At 27.5% G+C, this 17,851-nt stretch carries 16 protein-coding genes and 1 riboswitch; of the genes, 2 read left to right on the forward strand and 14 right to left on the reverse strand.

All coding sequences use genetic code 11. The features are described 5' to 3' along the window. Positions 1-123: 123 nt before the first annotated feature. From hcp to WJW32_RS02945, 13 genes are all read right to left on the reverse strand, one after another. The gene (gene hcp / locus WJW32_RS02885) at positions 124-1,761 is read right to left on the reverse strand and encodes a hydroxylamine reductase (RefSeq protein WP_340254711.1); all 1,638 of its coding nucleotides are present in this window, start codon (positions 1,759-1,761) and stop codon (positions 124-126) included. A gap of 129 nt (positions 1,762-1,890) precedes the next feature. Then, positions 1,891-2,616: an EcsC family protein gene (locus WJW32_RS02890; protein WP_340254714.1), complete on the reverse strand. Its 726-nt coding sequence runs from the start codon at positions 2,614-2,616 to the stop codon at positions 1,891-1,893. 22 nt (positions 2,617-2,638) lie between these two features. Continuing rightward, positions 2,639-3,136 carry a GNAT family N-acetyltransferase gene (locus WJW32_RS02895; protein WP_340254716.1) on the reverse strand — a complete coding sequence of 166 codons (498 nt, stop codon included), beginning with the start codon at positions 3,134-3,136 and terminating at the stop codon, positions 2,639-2,641. Positions 3,137-3,263: 127 nt separating this feature from the next. Beyond that, entirely contained in the window at positions 3,264-3,542 is a 279-nt protein-coding gene (locus WJW32_RS02900) for an STAS domain-containing protein (RefSeq protein WP_340254719.1), read from the reverse strand. A gap of 11 nt (positions 3,543-3,553) precedes the next feature. Beyond that, positions 3,554-5,548 carry a methyl-accepting chemotaxis protein gene (locus WJW32_RS02905; RefSeq protein ID WP_340254722.1) on the reverse strand — a complete coding sequence of 665 codons (1,995 nt, stop codon included), beginning with the start codon at positions 5,546-5,548 and terminating at the stop codon, positions 3,554-3,556. A 37-nt stretch (positions 5,549-5,585) separates the two neighbouring features. Continuing rightward, positions 5,586-5,972: an ATP-binding protein gene (locus WJW32_RS02910; protein ID WP_340254957.1), complete on the reverse strand. Its 387-nt coding sequence runs from the start codon at positions 5,970-5,972 to the stop codon at positions 5,586-5,588. A 24-nt stretch (positions 5,973-5,996) separates the two neighbouring features. Beyond that, positions 5,997-7,379, reverse strand: coding sequence for a SpoIIE family protein phosphatase (locus WJW32_RS02915; RefSeq protein ID WP_340254725.1), 1,383 nt, complete (start codon positions 7,377-7,379; stop codon positions 5,997-5,999). A 133-nt stretch (positions 7,380-7,512) separates the two neighbouring features. Continuing rightward, positions 7,513-9,417, reverse strand: a complete 1,905-nt coding sequence (locus WJW32_RS02920) for a SpoIIE family protein phosphatase (RefSeq protein ID WP_340254728.1) — start codon at positions 9,415-9,417, stop codon at positions 7,513-7,515. Between the two features lie 319 nt (positions 9,418-9,736). Then, positions 9,737-9,937 (reverse strand): hypothetical protein, encoded by a 201-nt coding sequence (locus tag WJW32_RS02925; protein ID WP_340254731.1) that lies wholly within the window; start codon positions 9,935-9,937, stop codon positions 9,737-9,739. Between the two features lie 19 nt (positions 9,938-9,956). Further along, positions 9,957-10,139, reverse strand: coding sequence for a hypothetical protein (locus WJW32_RS02930; RefSeq protein WP_340254734.1), 183 nt, complete (start codon positions 10,137-10,139; stop codon positions 9,957-9,959). A 21-nt stretch (positions 10,140-10,160) separates the two neighbouring features. After that, positions 10,161-11,336, reverse strand: coding sequence for a DUF1343 domain-containing protein (locus tag WJW32_RS02935; RefSeq protein ID WP_340254737.1), 1,176 nt, complete (start codon positions 11,334-11,336; stop codon positions 10,161-10,163). Between the two features lie 113 nt (positions 11,337-11,449). Then, positions 11,450-13,243 carry an aminopeptidase P family protein gene (locus WJW32_RS02940; protein WP_340254740.1) on the reverse strand — a complete coding sequence of 598 codons (1,794 nt, stop codon included), beginning with the start codon at positions 13,241-13,243 and terminating at the stop codon, positions 11,450-11,452. 171 nt (positions 13,244-13,414) lie between these two features. Then, positions 13,415-13,576, reverse strand: a complete 162-nt coding sequence (locus WJW32_RS02945) for a hypothetical protein (RefSeq protein ID WP_340254743.1) — start codon at positions 13,574-13,576, stop codon at positions 13,415-13,417. A 214-nt stretch (positions 13,577-13,790) separates the two neighbouring features. On the opposite strand from WJW32_RS02945, the gene WJW32_RS02950 reads away from it, so the two are divergent. Together WJW32_RS02950 and WJW32_RS02955 are read left to right on the forward strand one after the other, a co-directional pair. After that, complete coding sequence (locus WJW32_RS02950; protein ID WP_340254746.1) at positions 13,791-14,378, forward strand: YdcF family protein; 588 nt, start codon at positions 13,791-13,793, stop codon at positions 14,376-14,378. Between the two features lie 176 nt (positions 14,379-14,554). Continuing rightward, positions 14,555-14,641, forward strand: a riboswitch (cyclic di-GMP riboswitch). 203 nt (positions 14,642-14,844) lie between these two features. After that, entirely contained in the window at positions 14,845-15,807 is a 963-nt protein-coding gene (locus WJW32_RS02955; RefSeq protein WP_340254749.1) for an HD-GYP domain-containing protein, read from the forward strand. Positions 15,808-15,889: 82 nt separating this feature from the next. On the opposite strand, the gene WJW32_RS02960 is transcribed toward WJW32_RS02955, so the two are convergent. Continuing rightward, positions 15,890-17,665 carry a methyl-accepting chemotaxis protein gene (locus WJW32_RS02960; RefSeq protein WP_340254752.1) on the reverse strand — a complete coding sequence of 592 codons (1,776 nt, stop codon included), beginning with the start codon at positions 17,663-17,665 and terminating at the stop codon, positions 15,890-15,892. Between the last annotated feature and the right edge of the window lie 186 nt (positions 17,666-17,851).

Consider the following 17,851-nt stretch of genomic DNA (forward strand, 5'->3'; position numbering starts at 1 on the left):
TGTTTTGGGATTAAGAGCTATAATTTTTCCAAATTAGAGATTTGATCAATTGGTATTTTATAGTGAATAAATAATTACATTTGTACGAAATTTAGGTAGCTACTTAAATAGCTACGCTTTTGATTAACCTTGCATAAACATTTGCACATCATCTTCTACATTAGTAATCCCAGCTATTCCAAAGTTATCTACTAATACTTTAGCAACGTTTGGAGATAAGAATGCAGGTAGTGTTGGTCCTAGATGAATGTTTTTAACACCCAAGTATAAAAGTGATAATAAAACTATTACAGCCTTTTGCTCATACCAAGCTATATTATAGGATATAGGTAATTCATTTACATCATCAAGTCCGAATACTTCCTTAAGTTTTAAAGCAATTACTACTAACGAATACGAATCATTACATTGTCCTGCATCTAAAACTCTTGGTATTCCTTCTATATCGCCTAAATCAAGCTTATTGTATTTATATTTTGCACATCCCGCAGTTAATATAACTGTATCATTTGGTATAGCCTTAGCAAAATCTGTATAGTAGTTTCTTGATTTTGCTCTACCATCACAACCAGCCATTACAAAGAATCTCTTTATAGCACCAAATTTAACAGCATCTACAACCTTATCAGCAAGCGCTAATACTTGATTATGCGCAAATCCTCCTACTATTTCTCCGTTTTCTATCTCTGTTGGAGAATTACATTTTTTAGCCATCTCTATTATTTCACTAAAATCCTTATTTCCATTTTCATCAGCATTTATATGCTTACATCCCGGTACACCTGAAGCTCCTGTTGTAAATAATCTTTCTTTATATGAATCCTTTGGAGGAACAACACAGTTTGTAGTCATTAATATAGGTCCATTGAATTTTTCAAATTCTTCTGTTTGCTTCCACCATGCATTTCCGTAGTTTCCTGCAAAATGAGAGTACTTTTTAAATTCTGGATAATACTGTCCTGCAAGCATCTCACTGTGAGTATAAACCTCTACTCCAGTTCCTTCTGTCTGCTTTAATAATAACTCTAAATCTTTTAGATCATGTCCTGATATTAATATACCTGGTTTATTTCTAACACCTATATCAACCTTAGTTATCTCTGGATGTCCATAAGTTCCTGTATTTGCTTGATCTAATAAGGCCATTCCATCAACACCATATTTTCCAGCTTCCATAGCAAGTCCAACCAAATCATCAGCAGTTAAACTATCATCAAGTGTTGCAGCTAAAGCCTTAGCCATAAAACCATGAACATCTTCATTATTGTATCCTAAGTTCATAGCATGCTTCATATAAGCTGATAAACCTTTTAATCCATAAATAATAAGCTCTCTTAAACTTCTTACATCTTCATTTTCTGTCGCTAATACTCCAACAGTCTCTGCCTTTTTATCAAACTCAGCTTCTGTAACTGCAGACCAATCAGTTGCATCACCAGTTACATTACCACCAGATTCTTCAACCTTAATCTTCAATTCTTCTCTTAATCTTAAAGTCTCTTTAACTCTATCTAAAATAGCTTTTCTATCAAAGTTAGCATTAGTTATTGTTGTAAATAAGTTTTCAGTTATATACTTATCTACCTTATGATCAATAACTCCTACCTTTCTTCCTTCATTACTTACTATCGCAAGTCCCTTACTTACATAAACCAATATATCTTGTGACTTTGCTACTGATTCATTCTTACCACATACACCTCTTACTGTACACCCTTTACATCCTGCTGCCTCTTGACATTGATAACAAAACATACCCATAGTTAACTCCTCCTCATCTATATTATGTTTAATTAATTTTCTTATGTTGTGTTGCTATGAGTAAAGTTTACTATATCGGTATAGTTTATTCCGTAACATGAGTTACGATTTTTGATTTTTTTAATATATTTATGAAAATAACCTCATTCGATAAGCTTGAATAGCAGTTTTGCTAAGTCTATCTATAAGCTTAGAATTAACATATGCACCTACAAAAGCTCCAATTCCAGGTACCATCTGTAAAAGTTTTGCTAAATCTATATAATCTCTATACTCTTGTTGAAAAGCTCTCCAGTCAAAAGAATCAATGTCATCAGGTAAAGAATGAAAATATTCTTCAAAGTTTTCCATTTTATCAAATACCTCATTTACTTTACTCTTACTTGCAAAAGTCATGTGGAATATATTTAATATATAAATTCTTTCTTTATAATCATTAACATCAAAGCCATATATAGCAGCAATATCATAAAGTAACTTCATTTTAATACTTAAAAGTAAAGGTAAATCAGCAAGACCTAACATTATTCCACCGGCTCCAGTTCCTGCACCTTCTATTAAAGCAGTAGTTTTATATGTTTTAGTTTTTTGAGCCACTAATTCTTCTCTTTGTCGAAGTGATAAATTTATATAAGGTTTCTTAGTAATATATTTCGAACCAAACAAAACTACTCTAGTCATATTTTTTATAGCAGAAGTTACTATTTCATGATATTTTTCAGGTAACAAATTATTAAACTTATTTTGCATATGCTTTGACGCTTTTTCAACCAAAGATGGTTTTTTTCTCATTTTCTTCTTCCAATTATTAAGTTCTTTTATAGCCATTTCATTATAGAAATCTATTATAATCACCTACCTATATTGTATTCAGTATTTATTTTAAATTCTTCTTCATTAAAACAGCTGGCAAAAGCTTGCCTGTCCAATTAAGCTGTATATCTTCAAAATCAACAAATCCATTTTTGTGCCAAAACTCAGTCACAGAATCATCATAACCAGTAACTACATCGATTCTTATACAACTGCTTTCTAAAGATAATATATATTTTTCTAAATCTTTATATATTAAACTTCCCAAACCTCTATTTTTATAATTATTGTGTATCATAAGTAAAGATAAATACGTTTCCTTATCTAACTTAAAATCTACTACTCCAACTATTTTTTCAGAGTCGATATCTACTATCTTACAACATAAAAATCCCATTTCTTTCATTGATTTTAGTTCTTCAACCATCCACTCAGTTGTTATTTTTTCCTTATCCATATGATTAATCAAAAATTTTTCATTAGAATTGTAAACTTGAATAATTTCATTTAAATCCTTATCTTCAACTAAATCTACTCTAAACCCATTTGACTTAAATAACATTTTATCCTCCTAATCTATGACTAAATATTTTTACATAATTATACAATATAGTTTTTTTAATTTCTATATATGACTTACAACAAAAAAAGACTCAACGAGTCATATTTAACTCTTTGAGTCTTTTAAATTATTTAATTTCAAATACCTTGTCTAGTCTTGTTAATTCAAAAATCTTCATAACCTTTGAATTTATTGAATTAAGTATTAAGCTTCCATTTATCTCATTACACTTTTTATATATTCCTACTAATACTCCAAGTCCCGTACTATCAATAAATGTACAACCGCTAAAATTAAGCATAAAATTTTTATTGCCTTCGGCTATCAAATTATTCATATTCTGTCTAAATTCTGCTGCTTCGTCTACTGCAAAATTTTCAGGCATTGATATTTTTATCTCACTCATTTCTATTCACCTCAAATTTTAAATTTTTCTACTAAATTATTTAAGCTAACCGCCATAGCACTAGTTTCTTCTGAACTAGCCGCTAAATTTTGAATTATAGAAGACTGCTCCTGAGCTGCTGCCGCAACTTGTTGACTACTTTCAGTTGTAGTCTCAGTAGTAGTTGCTACAGAGTCAATAAGCTGTATTATTTGATCCGAACTTGCAACTTCATCCTTTGTAACATCTACAACTTGATTGACATCATTACTTATTTGCTCTACTGCATCTATAATATTTATAAATGATTTATCTGTTTCTTTTGCTACAATAACTCCATTTTCTACTGCCTGTTTAGCTATATACATTGAACTAACTGCTTTTTCTATTTGAATTACCATTTCGTTTACCAATGAAGATATTTCATTTGATTCAACATTTGTTTGTTCTGCAAGCTTACGAACTTCATCAGCTACTACACTGAATCCTTTTCCATGTTCGCCAGCTCTGGCTGCTTCTATAGAAGCATTTAACGCTAATAGATTTGTTTGACTTGAAATATTATTAATTGTACTGATAATACCACTAACTTTTTTAGAAAGATCATCTAAAACTTGAAGTACATCTTGTGTTTCAGTTGATACTTTACTAATATTTTCAATGGCTTCAACTGTTTCTTCAACTTTTACTCTTCCTTGTTTAGCAGCATTCATAGTATTATCAGAATTTTCCTTAGCTGTAATCACTTTATTTTTTGCTATTTGAATCAAACTTGAAAGTTGAACTAAAACCTCAGATGTTTCAATTATTGATTTATTTTGGTTTTCTGCATTATATGCAACACTTTGTATATTATCAGCTATATGTTCTGTTGACGCGCTTATTTCTTCTGATGATGCTGCTAACTCTTCTGATGATGCTGTCAACTCTTCTGATCCAATTCTAACATGCTTTATTATATTTGATTGATGCTCAATCATATCATTGAAATATTCACCTAACACCTGTATTTCATCATTTGTAGTTATATTTGATCTAACTGTCAAATCTCCTTCTCCTGCTTTAATCATTAATTTTTCTAGATTTTTAATAGGATTTATAATATTCTTAGTTGTCATCAAATAGGCTAAAAGCATTGCAATTAATAAAGATAATATAGTTATTATTATTGTAATTTTTCTAATATTTAATGCTGAAGCCATATATTCTTTATAATCAGCTGTTACTACTACAGTCCAATCATTAACAGGAACAAATTTTACAAATTTATATCTTCCTTCATATGTATAATAACCTTCACCAGCTTCACCAGACTTCATTTTATCTACTAACCCTTTTAACTCACTATCATCTATACTCCCTATATTTTCATTCAATATTTTTTCTTTTGTAGGATGATTGATAAACACTCCATTTTTATCAATCATGTAAGCATATCCTTTTTCTCCAACTCTTAATTTTGATACATGACTTGAAATATTATCAAAACTAATGCTTGCACATATTGTACCTACAACTTTACTATCAATTACTAAAGGATACGCAATAGCTATTACAGGCTCATTATTATCTTTGTTTAATATAACATCACTTTGAGCAAAAGATCCATTTAATGCATTTTGAATATATTCTCTATCACTTAAATCAATATCAGTCTTTTCGTTCCTAGTGCTCATAATTTCTTTACCAGAAGCATCTGTTATATATAAAGACTCTATTTGATTTTTGTTTTCTTCTTGTAATTTCAATAAATATGTATATACTTCATGATTGTTTTCATTATATCCAGCTGCAGTATTAACTATATCTACATCATTGATTAAAACTTGAACATACTTACTTACAGAATTTATGCTCTGTTCTATAATCTCTGCTGTTTGTTCAGTAAGTTCTCTTAGTTCTTCCTCAGTTGCATGCTGTATTGAACGAGAAGTCATAATACTAGAAGTAACCCCCAAAATAAGAAGCGGAATTAATATAAATATAAAAAACATAGAAATCAATTTAGTTTTCAAACTTTTTTTCATTATTATCCTCCATTTACTATTCATTAACATTTATTTTTTATCCAACATTTAAATATTTTTGTATAACTAATTTATTATCTTTAAACTCTATTTTATCGGCAATACAATTTATAAGAAATAAACCTCTTCCACTATCACTTAATAAATTTTCATCTGCTAGTTTATTTGGAATACTTAAATTTTTAAACCCATTTCCACAATCCTCTATTTCAAATTCTATATTTTTATCATTACAAATATATCTTAAATAAATAGGCTTGTCATTATCACTGTTATTACCATGCTTAAAAGCATTTGTTAAAGCTTCTGTAAGTAATAGTTTAATATCAAAACAATCATTTAAAATATTCAGTTCCGTAACAACACTATCTATAACCTGTTTATAATTATCTAGTCCATATAAAATAAATTCATTTTTTTTCATTCTCACACTAAATCTCACCTCATTCTATTTTATTTCTAATGCAAGTAATGTACAATCATCTTTTATTCCTTCTACATCAGTTAACATACTCTTCAAAGAACTTTTTATATTATTTTTTAATTCAGTTATTGTAATAGTTTTAAAATACTCTTCTTTTATTTCCTCATTGTCAAATATGAAATCTAGGCCATCTGTGAAAAAATAAAATTTATCCCCTGATTTAAAATGAATTATCTTTTCATCAAATTCACTATCTTCAAACATACCAAGAAACGGACCTCTAACAATTCGATTTTCAGTATTACCTTTATTATTTTGATATATAAATTGATTAATTCCAGCTCCTACTATCTTTGATTCATTTTTTCTAAAGTCAAAGCTAAAACAACATACTGCTATATATCTTTCTCCTATATATTTAGCAACCTTTTTATTTAAACTATGAACTATTTTAGATGGATCGTTATTAATTAAAACTTCTTCATTAAACAAAACATTAAATGCAGATATATTAAGAGCAGCTGTAATTCCTTTACCACTCACATCTCCAATTATTCCAATAATTAAATCTTCATTAACTTTATGAGTATAAAAAAAATCTCCACTAACTGTCTTTGCTGGTATATAAAGTGACTCCATATGTGCTTTATTCACAAGAGGAAATGGCTTTTTCAAAAGTTCCTTTTGTATCTTAGCAGCAGAATTTAATTCTCTTTTTCTTTCTGTAATATCTCTAATTATAGAAAGAATTGCTGGTTTACCTTTATATAGCAAATAGCTTGAAGATACTTCTATATCTATTTTTGTATCATCACTAAAAACAGCTTTATAATCAAATGTAGTCTTTTTTGTTTTATTTTTTAATATTTGCTTCATTTTCTTATTCATAGTTTTTGCAAAATCAGGAGAATATTTATAAGCACTTTTTCCAATAAGATTTTTCTGATATTTCAAAGCTTCTTTATTTGCCAAAACAATTTCTCCACCTACTGTAATAATTATAGCATCTGGAGATATGTCAACAATTTGGCGATATCTTTCTTCACTTTCTTTAAGTATATTCTCAAAACTCTTTTTCTCAGTAACATCCCTTAATTGTTCAACAACAAATATCACTTTTCCTGAATCATCTAATACAGGATTGTACCTATATTCCATGTATTTATTAATTTCTGGAATATATTTTTCTCCCTGTGTTATTTGCTTAGTTTCAATTGCTTTTTCACAAAGACAATTAGGACAATTTTGATTTCTATTAAGCATCTCATAACATTTCTTCCCCTTAACTTCTTCATAACTTTTTTTAAAAAAATCATAACCAGCTTCATTATAAAACAAAACTGTATTATCAGGATTATATACACCTATAATATCTGAAATTCCTTTTAACACTCTTTCTAACTTCAACTCATATTCATCTCCTATATCAATCAAACAGTTCATATATTATTTTTTCTAAAAAATACCACCAATTAGTATTATAGCATAATCCTTCAAAATTTTTGATAATTTGCTTAAATAATTAAATCATATATAATATTTATTTTATTTCAATTTTAATTAAAGTACAATCATCTACTATAAATTCATTATCAGCTTGTATAAATCCTAAATTATTATTTAAAAAACTTACTAAATCTCCATTATTAAATCTTTGGATTAAATCTTTACTTACTTTTTCGTCATCTACTATAAAATCTAACCCATCTGTGAAAAAATAAAATTTATCACCTGATTTAAAGTTAATTATCTCTTGCTCAAATTTACTATCTTCAAACATTCCTAAAAATGCGCCTTTAATTATTTTTTCTTGACAATACTCTTTATCTGAAACATACATAAATTGACTTACCCCAGCTCCAGCTATATTCGCTATATTATTCTTAAAGTCCAAACTAAAGCAACAAGCTGCAATATATGTTTCTCCAAGAAATTTAGCTACTTTTTTATTTAAATCATTTAGTATATCAATAGAGTTTTGATTGTGTAATATAGCTTCATGAAATAAAATATTAAAAGCTAATGTACTTAGTCCTGCACTAACACCTTTTCCACTTACATCACATATTACCCCTATAACAAAATCATCATCTATAACTTCTATGTGATAAAAATCTCCACTAACTGTTTTTGCTGGAACATATAGTACATCCATATTAGCTTTATTATAAAGAGGAAATTCTTCTTGTAAATATTTCATCTGCATTCTAGCCGCTTTATGAACACCTGTTTCTTTTAATATTTTTCTCATATTACATACTTCTTTTGCCATTATACCTATTTCATCTTTATTTTCAATCAGATTTTTCAAGCAAATCTCATCATTAAAATTAAAATCAGCTGTATTTTTAATTATATGTGTTATTTTTAAAATAGGTTTTGAAATTGTTTTTCCTATATATAACGCAATCAACATAACCATACAAATTGATAAAAATACTATTATCATAGTCAAAACTATTTGTATTTTAAGTGATGAATAAACTTCACTAGTTGGTACTATAAAGGCTAAAATCCAACCATTATTCAAATAAGAATAACCTAATATTTCACCTTTTTTATTTGATTTGTATTCTATAATTCCCGAATCTTTTTTTTCTATTTCTTGTGATAAGAATTTCAATTTTTGATTATATATTGATTTTAAGTTATCTTTAACCTTAAAATCACGATGAATTAAAAAATCATAATTTTCATTCATTAAAAAAGCATATCCACTATCATATATTTTTATGTTTTTAATAGTATCTCTCATCTGATTTGTATTAATATCTATTCCTACAACCCCAATCAAAAGGTCATCTTTAAATATCGCTTGTGTATAAGAAATTATATTTATACCTAAATCAGTTTCATCATAAGGCTCACTCCATATACCGTTTTTCTTTTTTATAGTATTATAATACCAACTCATTTCTTTATTTTCAGGATAAAACCACTCTATATATGGATCATTTGGATCTGGGTCTGAATCTAATTTTTCTAAAACTTCATTTCCTTCTTTATCAGCATACCAAATCTCATGTACATCTCCTGTAAGTTCTGGATTAAAAGTAAAATAAATTGCTTCTATTCCACTTTTTATATTTATCCCCTGATCTTTATTTGAAATCTGTGCAACTTTTTTTATTATGGAATCCATATTTTGTTCATATTCATTTATATAAAAATTATGTTTTTCATTAAATTTATCAATATCAAATGTTGCGCTAATATACTGATTAATTATATTTACAGAGTTTTCAATCGATTTAAAATCACTATTAAATTCATTAGAATGACTTTGTGAAAGTAATGTTAATTTTTCAAAAACTTCTCTTTTACTAAAATTATAATTGATAAATACACTTATACTACTTATCAATAATGCAGTAATTACAGAACATAAAATCATAGCAAATGTTATTTTTACTCTGACTTTATTAGTAAATTTTATTTTTCCCATATAAGATCACCTATTTATGTATTAATTTGTATATATTTACATTAACTTCGTCATTTTAAAAGTAAACCTTTTTTGGCTATATAAACTCCATCCAAATTTTTCACCATATACATTCTCATTAAATTATACACCTTTCTGTATTCTGAATACAATCGAATTTATTTTTCGTAGGTGAAAAATGAAATTACCAAATCAGAAAATAGATTTATAATACAACACAATATTAGTATTTATGGTATTATACCTATTAGAGATAAATAATAGAATCCTGGTCTATTTAATAAATAGACCAGGATTTTATTACTTTAATATATTTTTTTTAATCTTTTTTCTTTAATTTTTTCTCTATCTCACTTACTGTCTTAAATGCAGTTTCCTCTAAACTAGATCCAATAATATCTATCCTTGAAGGAGATTCTTCCTCACTTAACTTCTTATGGACATCTATAATCGCAAATTTAACAGCAAAATATATTATCAAAAATAGAATCAAACGATCTAAAACATATTCCCCTGACATAATATCACCCTTTTGTAACTTAATTCAATTTATCTTTAATATTCTTTAAATCTTCTTCAATATTACTTATTCTTTGTGACATGCTTTTAATTTTTTTAGGTAATTTAAAAATAGCGCAAAAAACAAAATATAAAATACCAAATAAAATTATTGTGTTTACAAGTTGAATAAAAACCTCAATATCAAAACTTATAACTGGCATTTTTTATCCCCCCAATCTATACTAATACATTAAATACTTCTCTCTTTCGACCTTAAACTTATTTAAATCATCTTGATAAGAATCAACTATCTGCTCAGGAGTATATCCAATCTCAAGCAACTCTCCATATTTTGAAGTCCCCATTATTTTTTCAAACATAACTATATTTTTACTACTTTTAGGAATTTTAAATTTCGTTAAAGAATGTGCATACGTCAATGAATATGTACCAACCTTACACGGATTAAATTTATGATAATCAGTTACATTAAGTTTTACTCCACCCTTGTCCCCTTTATTTTCTGGAATAAACTCTACACCTTCAAGGTTTGAATTATTTAAAAGCTCAGCGAATTTATTACTGTCTATCCCTTTCCCACCTATCCAAGTAAACTTATCTCCTTGACCTATTCCTGTTCCTTCACCAATACCAGTTGCCATATATCCAAAAGCAGATTCTATAGTCGGTATATTAGGAGATGTCATAACCCATGGCAATCCAGTATCCTGATATATCATGTCTCTACTGTAATTCAACATAGGTACAACAGTTAAATTCGCACCAATATTTCTATTAAAAAACTTAGCCAACTCTCCAGCAGTCATTCCATGACACATAGGAAGATTGTCTATTCCAACGAACGACTTATACTTATCCTCAAGAACAAAACCTTCAATCTTGTTAGCTCCTATAGGATTAGGTCTATCCAGAACTACTATTTGTTTGTTATACTTTTGAGCTGCTATCATACAATAATTTAAAGTTGAAATGTATGTATATGTTCTAGACCCTATATCTTGTATGTCAAAAACTAAAACATCCACATCTTTAAGCATGTCCTCACTCGGCATTCTAGTTTTTCCATACAAACTGTATACAGGAATATTCATATTAGAATCCATATACGACTTTACATATTTACCCGCAGGAGTTAATCCATTAAGTCCATGCTCTGGAGTATATATAGACACCAAATTAGTATTTTCATAGTTGTATAACTTTTCAAAAGTATTTTGACCTATGCTATCAACCCCTGTTTGGTTAGTTATAACCCCTATATTTTTTGAATCTATTAACTGACTGTATTCACTTATCAACCTTTCATTTCCTAGAACAACTTTATTATCTATTGGTTGCTGTGTTGGATTTGAAGCAATCATAGATAGAGAAATTAAAAAAGCAAAAAAAGTTTTCATAATACCTCCCCCATATTAAATTTCATTTTATCTAAAGTTTATCATGATTTTAGTTTCTTTGTAAAACATTAAAAGACCATGTACAACAATTTTGTACATGGTCTTTTAATGTTTTACACACTCTTAGTATATTCTCTTAACCATTCTCTTTCATCATCATCTAAATAATCATATAAAGTGTTATATACTAATTCGTGATATTTATTCAAATAATCTCTTTCTAATTTACTTAACTGATTTACATCTATAGCATCTAAATCTATAGGTGCAAATGTAACTACTTCAAACTTCATAAATTGCCCATACTCATTCTTCTCTGCTTTTTTAGTTATAAGTTCATTTTCTATTCTAATACCATGTGAGCCTTCTATGTATATTCCCGGTTCATTAGTTGTTATCATTCCTTCTTCAAGTATCTCACTGTCAAATATATGAGGAGCTATTTTCCATCTGAATCCATTAGGAGACTCATGTATATTAAGTAAATATCCTACTCCATGTCCTGTTCCACATTTATAATCTATTCCTAAATTCCACATAGGGGTTCTAGCTAATATATCTAGATTATATCCCCTAACCCCATGTAAGAACTTTGCCATAGATAAATTTATCATACCTCTTAAAACAGCAGTAAAATGTGTTTTTAATTCATCACTTAAATCACCTAAAGCTATAGTTCTAGTTATATCTGTAGTTCCATCAATATAATGTCCACCTGAATCTATTAAAAACAAATGCTCTTTTTCAAGTTTATAATCTGTATCCTTTGTAGCACTATAGTGCATCATAGCAGCATGTTCTTTATATCCAGCTATAGTACTAAAGCTTGGCTGTATAAATCCATCTTGCTCTTTTCTTAAATCTTCTATCTTCTCAGTGGCACTCATTTCTGTTATATCTATTTTCCCAATATTTTTCTTTAACCAATGCATGAATTTTGTAAAAGCTACCCCATCTTTAATATGGCTATTTTTGATATTTTCTAACTCTATATCATTTTTTTTAGCTTTAAAGAACATAATCGGATTAAAATCGTTTATAATTTCTACACCTTTAGGTATGCTATTTAAAATTGCATAGTTAATATTTGTTTTATCTAGTAATACACGTTCATTTTTATCTATATTTTTTATAAAGTCATAAACAGCATTATATGACAATATATTTATATTTACATCATTTAGTTCTTTTAATATTTCATCATTTAATTTATTCTCATCAATAAATAAAAATGCTTCATCCAATCTAACTATACAGTAAGAAAGAACAACAGGATTGTACTTTACATCATCCCCTCTTATATTGAATAGCCATGCTATATCCTCTAATGTAGCTATAATATGGGTAGTTACATTTTTTTGTTTCATAATTTCTCTTAATCTAGATAATTTAGAGCTGCTGCTCTCTCCAGAATACTTAATATCCATCAAAAATGCCTTTTTGTCAGATAGTTTTGGTCTATCATCCCATATCTTGTCAATCAAATCATATTCATAAGATATTTTTATATTTTTATCACTTAACTTATCTCTTAAGTTATCCCCTATTTTAGCAGACACTACTTTTCCATCAAACCCCAATGTAGATCCAATTTCCATAGATTCATATAAATACTCTTCTACAGTAGGTATACCTTCTTCACCCATTTTGAATAATTTAATTTTACTTCCCTCTAACTGAGTGGCAGCTTGTATGAAATATCTTCCATCAGTCCAAAGACCTGCTTCATTTTGAGTTACTACTACAGTTCCAGCTGAACCTGTAAATCCAGAAATAAATTCTCTACACTTAAAATAATCTCCTACATATTCGCTTTGATGGCTATCATCTGATGGAATTATATAGGCATCAATATCGTATTTTTTCATTAAATTTCTAAGTTCATATACTCTATCTCTTACATTCATGGTAAATCCCTCCTCATCTTCTAATTTACCATTTAATGCAAATCACTTCAACAATAACTATACTAACCAAAGCGAACTTAAATACTCTATCAGTATTTAAGTTCGCTTTTTCAATTTGAAAGTTTGTTCCAATAGAAACATTTGGTTGACTTAAAACCTCGGCTTCTATTATTACCTTATTTTCTTGTGATTTTTTTCCTTATCTACAATAGCTATATTTTCGTATACCGTTTTAAAAGGTAACAACCTATCCTCTTGAAAAACACATCCTACACTATCCAAATTACTTGTTATTTCTTCTTTATTAATTTCTAAATCTAAACTTCCTTCCATCTTTTCATCCCCTGCCATCATTTAACTTAGATTATATAATATTTTACATTTATTATCAATTTGATGCTACCAATATACTTAAATTGCTTTAAAATTTTTTAGTACCTAACAACTTATTTTTTAATATATAAATGTAATATTTTTATAACCATTTTTTGTGTTATAGTATATATACTATAAATATAGTAAAATATATACAAAGGATGAAGTGAGTATGAAAAAAACATTAATAGTAAAATTAATTAAAATAATAGTTTTAATATTAGTATCTTCTTTTATTATGATTGAAGGACTTATTATAATTAATGGCCAAGAAGATAAGGAATATGATGTTGAATATCTAGTAGTTTTAGGATCAGGTCTTTGGGGAGATGTTTTATCGCCTACATTATTAGGTCGTATGAATAAATCTTTAGAATTCATAGAAAATAATCCTAATGCTAAAATAGTTGTTTGTGGAGGTCAAGGTAAAGGCGAAAATCTTACTGAAGCTCAAGCTATGAGAGACTACTTAGTTTTAAATGGAATAGATGAAAATAAAATTATACAGGAGAATAAATCTACAAATACAATGGAAAATCTAAAATTTACAAAAGAAATCCTAAAAAAATCAGATGGTAAAGACAACCATAAAATTATGATTGTTACAAATGAATTTCATTTATTTAGATCTAAATTTATAGCTAAAAGATTAGGATTTATTCCTTATGGTATGCCCTCTAAAACGATAACCAGTATAGCTCCTAAATATTTTATAAGAGAGTACTTTGCAGTGATAAAATCATTTTTTTTTGATAGATAAAAGTTGTATTAATGCAATATTAATACTGATTATTTATTATTATTTTTTAATATTATACGAATTATAATAAATAATCCTTTAATATTAAATAAAATATTGTTATAATGGAATATATTGATAATAAAATATACCAATTATTTTATTATCTATTTTTTTAATGACAACAAAATAATATATTACGATAATAGCAAACTTACCTAAAGGTAAGGACGCAAAGACATGGGTCTAAGGGATATAAATTCTATGATTGCCAGTTTGCCGAAAAGTGAAATAAAGCTTATTTTAATAAGTTTTATTTTGAGTATTAAATAAATCTCAAAGCAGATAATTATTTAATGCTAAAATATATAACATAAAAATGTTAAGGCAAAAGATGTCTATGTCCTATAGACATCTTTTTTTATTTTTATAGATTTCTAATGATATTAAAATAATATAACAAATTATAATCAAGGAGGACTGGTATATGAAATTAATTTTTTTATCAGACAAACATGTTGGAAGTGAATTGTCAAAACCTGTTTATAATAAAAACGGAAATATTGTATTAAACAAAGGAGGAAAACTGTCAGATTTTGCTATAAAAAAACTAAATGGACTTGGTATTTATAGTGCTTATGTTGAAGAAGAAGGAACTGAAGATATTGTAGTAGAAGATGTGATTGATGTAAATACGCAATTAAAATGTATACAGCTTTTAGAAGAAGCATTTAATTCTATAAAAAAAAATGGATATTTTGATGAATCACAAATAACAAATTTACTTAAAGAAATTTTACAAAACTTATCTATTTCAGAAAATACACTTTCAGTTTCTAATGGCGTAAGAAATATAGAAAATAGTATATATGTTCATAGTTTAAATGTTGCTATTCTCTCTGCTATTATAGGTATCAATTTAAACTATAATTATGAAAAATTATATAATTTAGTGTTAGGTGCATTTTTACATGATATAGGATATGCTTTAAGTGATGATGAAAATCATACAGTAAAAGGTATAGATATTTTAAGAAATAGTAAAGGAATAAATGTTACTTCTTATATAATAGCACTTCAGCATCATGAAAGAGTAGATGGATTAGGTTATCCAAATCAACAAAATGGAAATGATATATATGAGTTTTCAAAAATAGTTGCTATATGTAATGAATATGATAATTTGATTTCAAAGAAAGGATTGCAGCCTTTTGAAGCTTTTGAAGAGATTATAGGAAAATCATCTACATATTTTGATGAAAATATAATTAAAGTTTTCAAAAAAAATATTTATATATATCCAACTGGTATGGAAGTTAAGCTTAGTAGTGGAGATGTAGGTGTCGTATATCAACAAAATAAATATATGCCAATGAGACCTATTGTTAAAACAAAAGATAAACATTATAATCTTTTGGAAGAATTAACCCTATTCATAGTTAATAAATAATATTACTTTCTTATATTATATATAAATACCCTATGGAATAAACTTTTTAATGTCTACTCTATAGGGTACAGTATAATCTTATCTATAAGCTAAATTTTTTAACTACTTCATCTAATCTATTAGCTACAGTTTTTAAATCATTAGCACTACTTGATATATTCTGCATTATACTACTTTGTTCTTCCATAGAACATAAAACCATTTCAGTAGATGCACTTGATTGTTCCGTTATAGCTGATATACCTTCGATTGAAACTATAACCTCATCCTTATCTTTATTCACAAGATGTATATTTTCCACCAATCTATCTATATTCTTCGTCATATTTTCGATAGTTTCATCTATACTTTTAAATGATCTTTCAGATTCTTGCATAGATAGAATCGCTTCTTTATTTATATCCTGACCTTTCCCAATATTTATCTTAACTTCACCTACTTGACTTTGGATTTCTTCTATCATATCACTTATTTTCTTTGTAGATAATCCTGTTTGTTCTGCTAATTTTTTTATTTGGTCTGCTACAACTGCAAATCCTCTTCCAGCCTCCCCTGCTCTTGCAGATTCTATAGCTGCATTTAAAGCTAGAAGATTTGTTTGTTCTGCTATATCTTCAATAGTATTTACTATCTGTCCAATAGAATTGGATTTATCTGCAAGAATTTCTACATTCTGAGCTACTTCTTCATTTGCCTTTGTTGTTTCTTTAAACTTATCTACTAATGCTTTCATATTCTTTATTCCTTCGATATTTGCCTGCTTTGACTTATCAGTATCTTCTTTAACTTTTTTAGAAATATCTACCGAATCATTAATTTCATTTGCAAGCTTTTGAAGATTTGTCACACTCATTTGAGCTTCCTCAGCCTGATCTCGTGATCCAGAGGCTAATTCTTCCATAGACATATTCACACTTTCTATTCCGTCTACTATTTCATTTGTAGAATTTGATATTCCATATGAGCGGTCCAAAACCTCACTTGAATTTTCTTTTAACATACCTACAATTACCCTAAGTTCTTTTCTCAAATTAACTACTGCTTTAGATATAATACCTGTCTCATCCTTGTATGTAAATATTTTTTCAAAGCTTTTATCATAAGCTAAATCTAAATTAGCAGTTTTGTTGACAAGATCTGTTATTACTAAAATGGGATTAGCTATCTTCTTAGCAAAATATAAAGACAAAATAATACATATTAACAACACTACTACCGATAGTATTATAGTTACTTTAATACTATTATTAACCTGCTTTTCTAGCAAATCTTTTTTATGCACAATAAACTCGTCTATATCATCTGTATAATTACCTGTTCCAATTACCCATTCGAACTGTTTAAATGCTCTACTATAAGCACGTTTTGGAGATGCTTTTTCTTCTCCTTTTTTAGGAAATAGATAATCTGTATATCCTCCACCTTCTTTTAATCCATTAGATATAATTTCTTGTATTATATACTTTCCAGTTGTATCTTGTAGATTAATCCTATTAGTTCCTTCTACATCTTTTCCAAGCAAAACAACATTTTCACCATCATATGTATCTATCCAAAAGTATCCTTCTTCTCCATATCTGACGTCTCTAACTATATCAGCACCTTGTTTTTTGGCTTCTTCTAATGTAAGTTCTCCTGTTTCATATTTACTATATATACTATCTAACATAGTTATAACACTATCAACTTGTTGTTTAATCATTGCATTATAATCTTCTCTAACTGATATTTCCATTAGTTTTATCATATTATCATTTGCTTTTTTCATTGAATAGATATTACTTCCACCTATAAACAATGTTGTAAGTATAGATACAAAAATTGTCAATAATATTATTTTGTCGCTTATTTTTTTCATAATGGATTCCCCTTTCGATAGTCTTAACTAATATATCGGATATTTTCTGAATTTTCTTTATATTAATAATAAAAAAACAATAGATACAATTTACAATTAAATTTAACCTGTTAATACTTTTTATTCTTTTGAAAGCTACTTAAGCGCTTAGCTCACAACAAAAAAAGATGTTCATTAAAATGTTAG

This window comes from Tepidibacter sp. Z1-5, from assembly GCF_037844525.1.
GTDB lineage: Bacteria > Bacillota > Clostridia > Peptostreptococcales > Peptostreptococcaceae > Tepidibacter_A.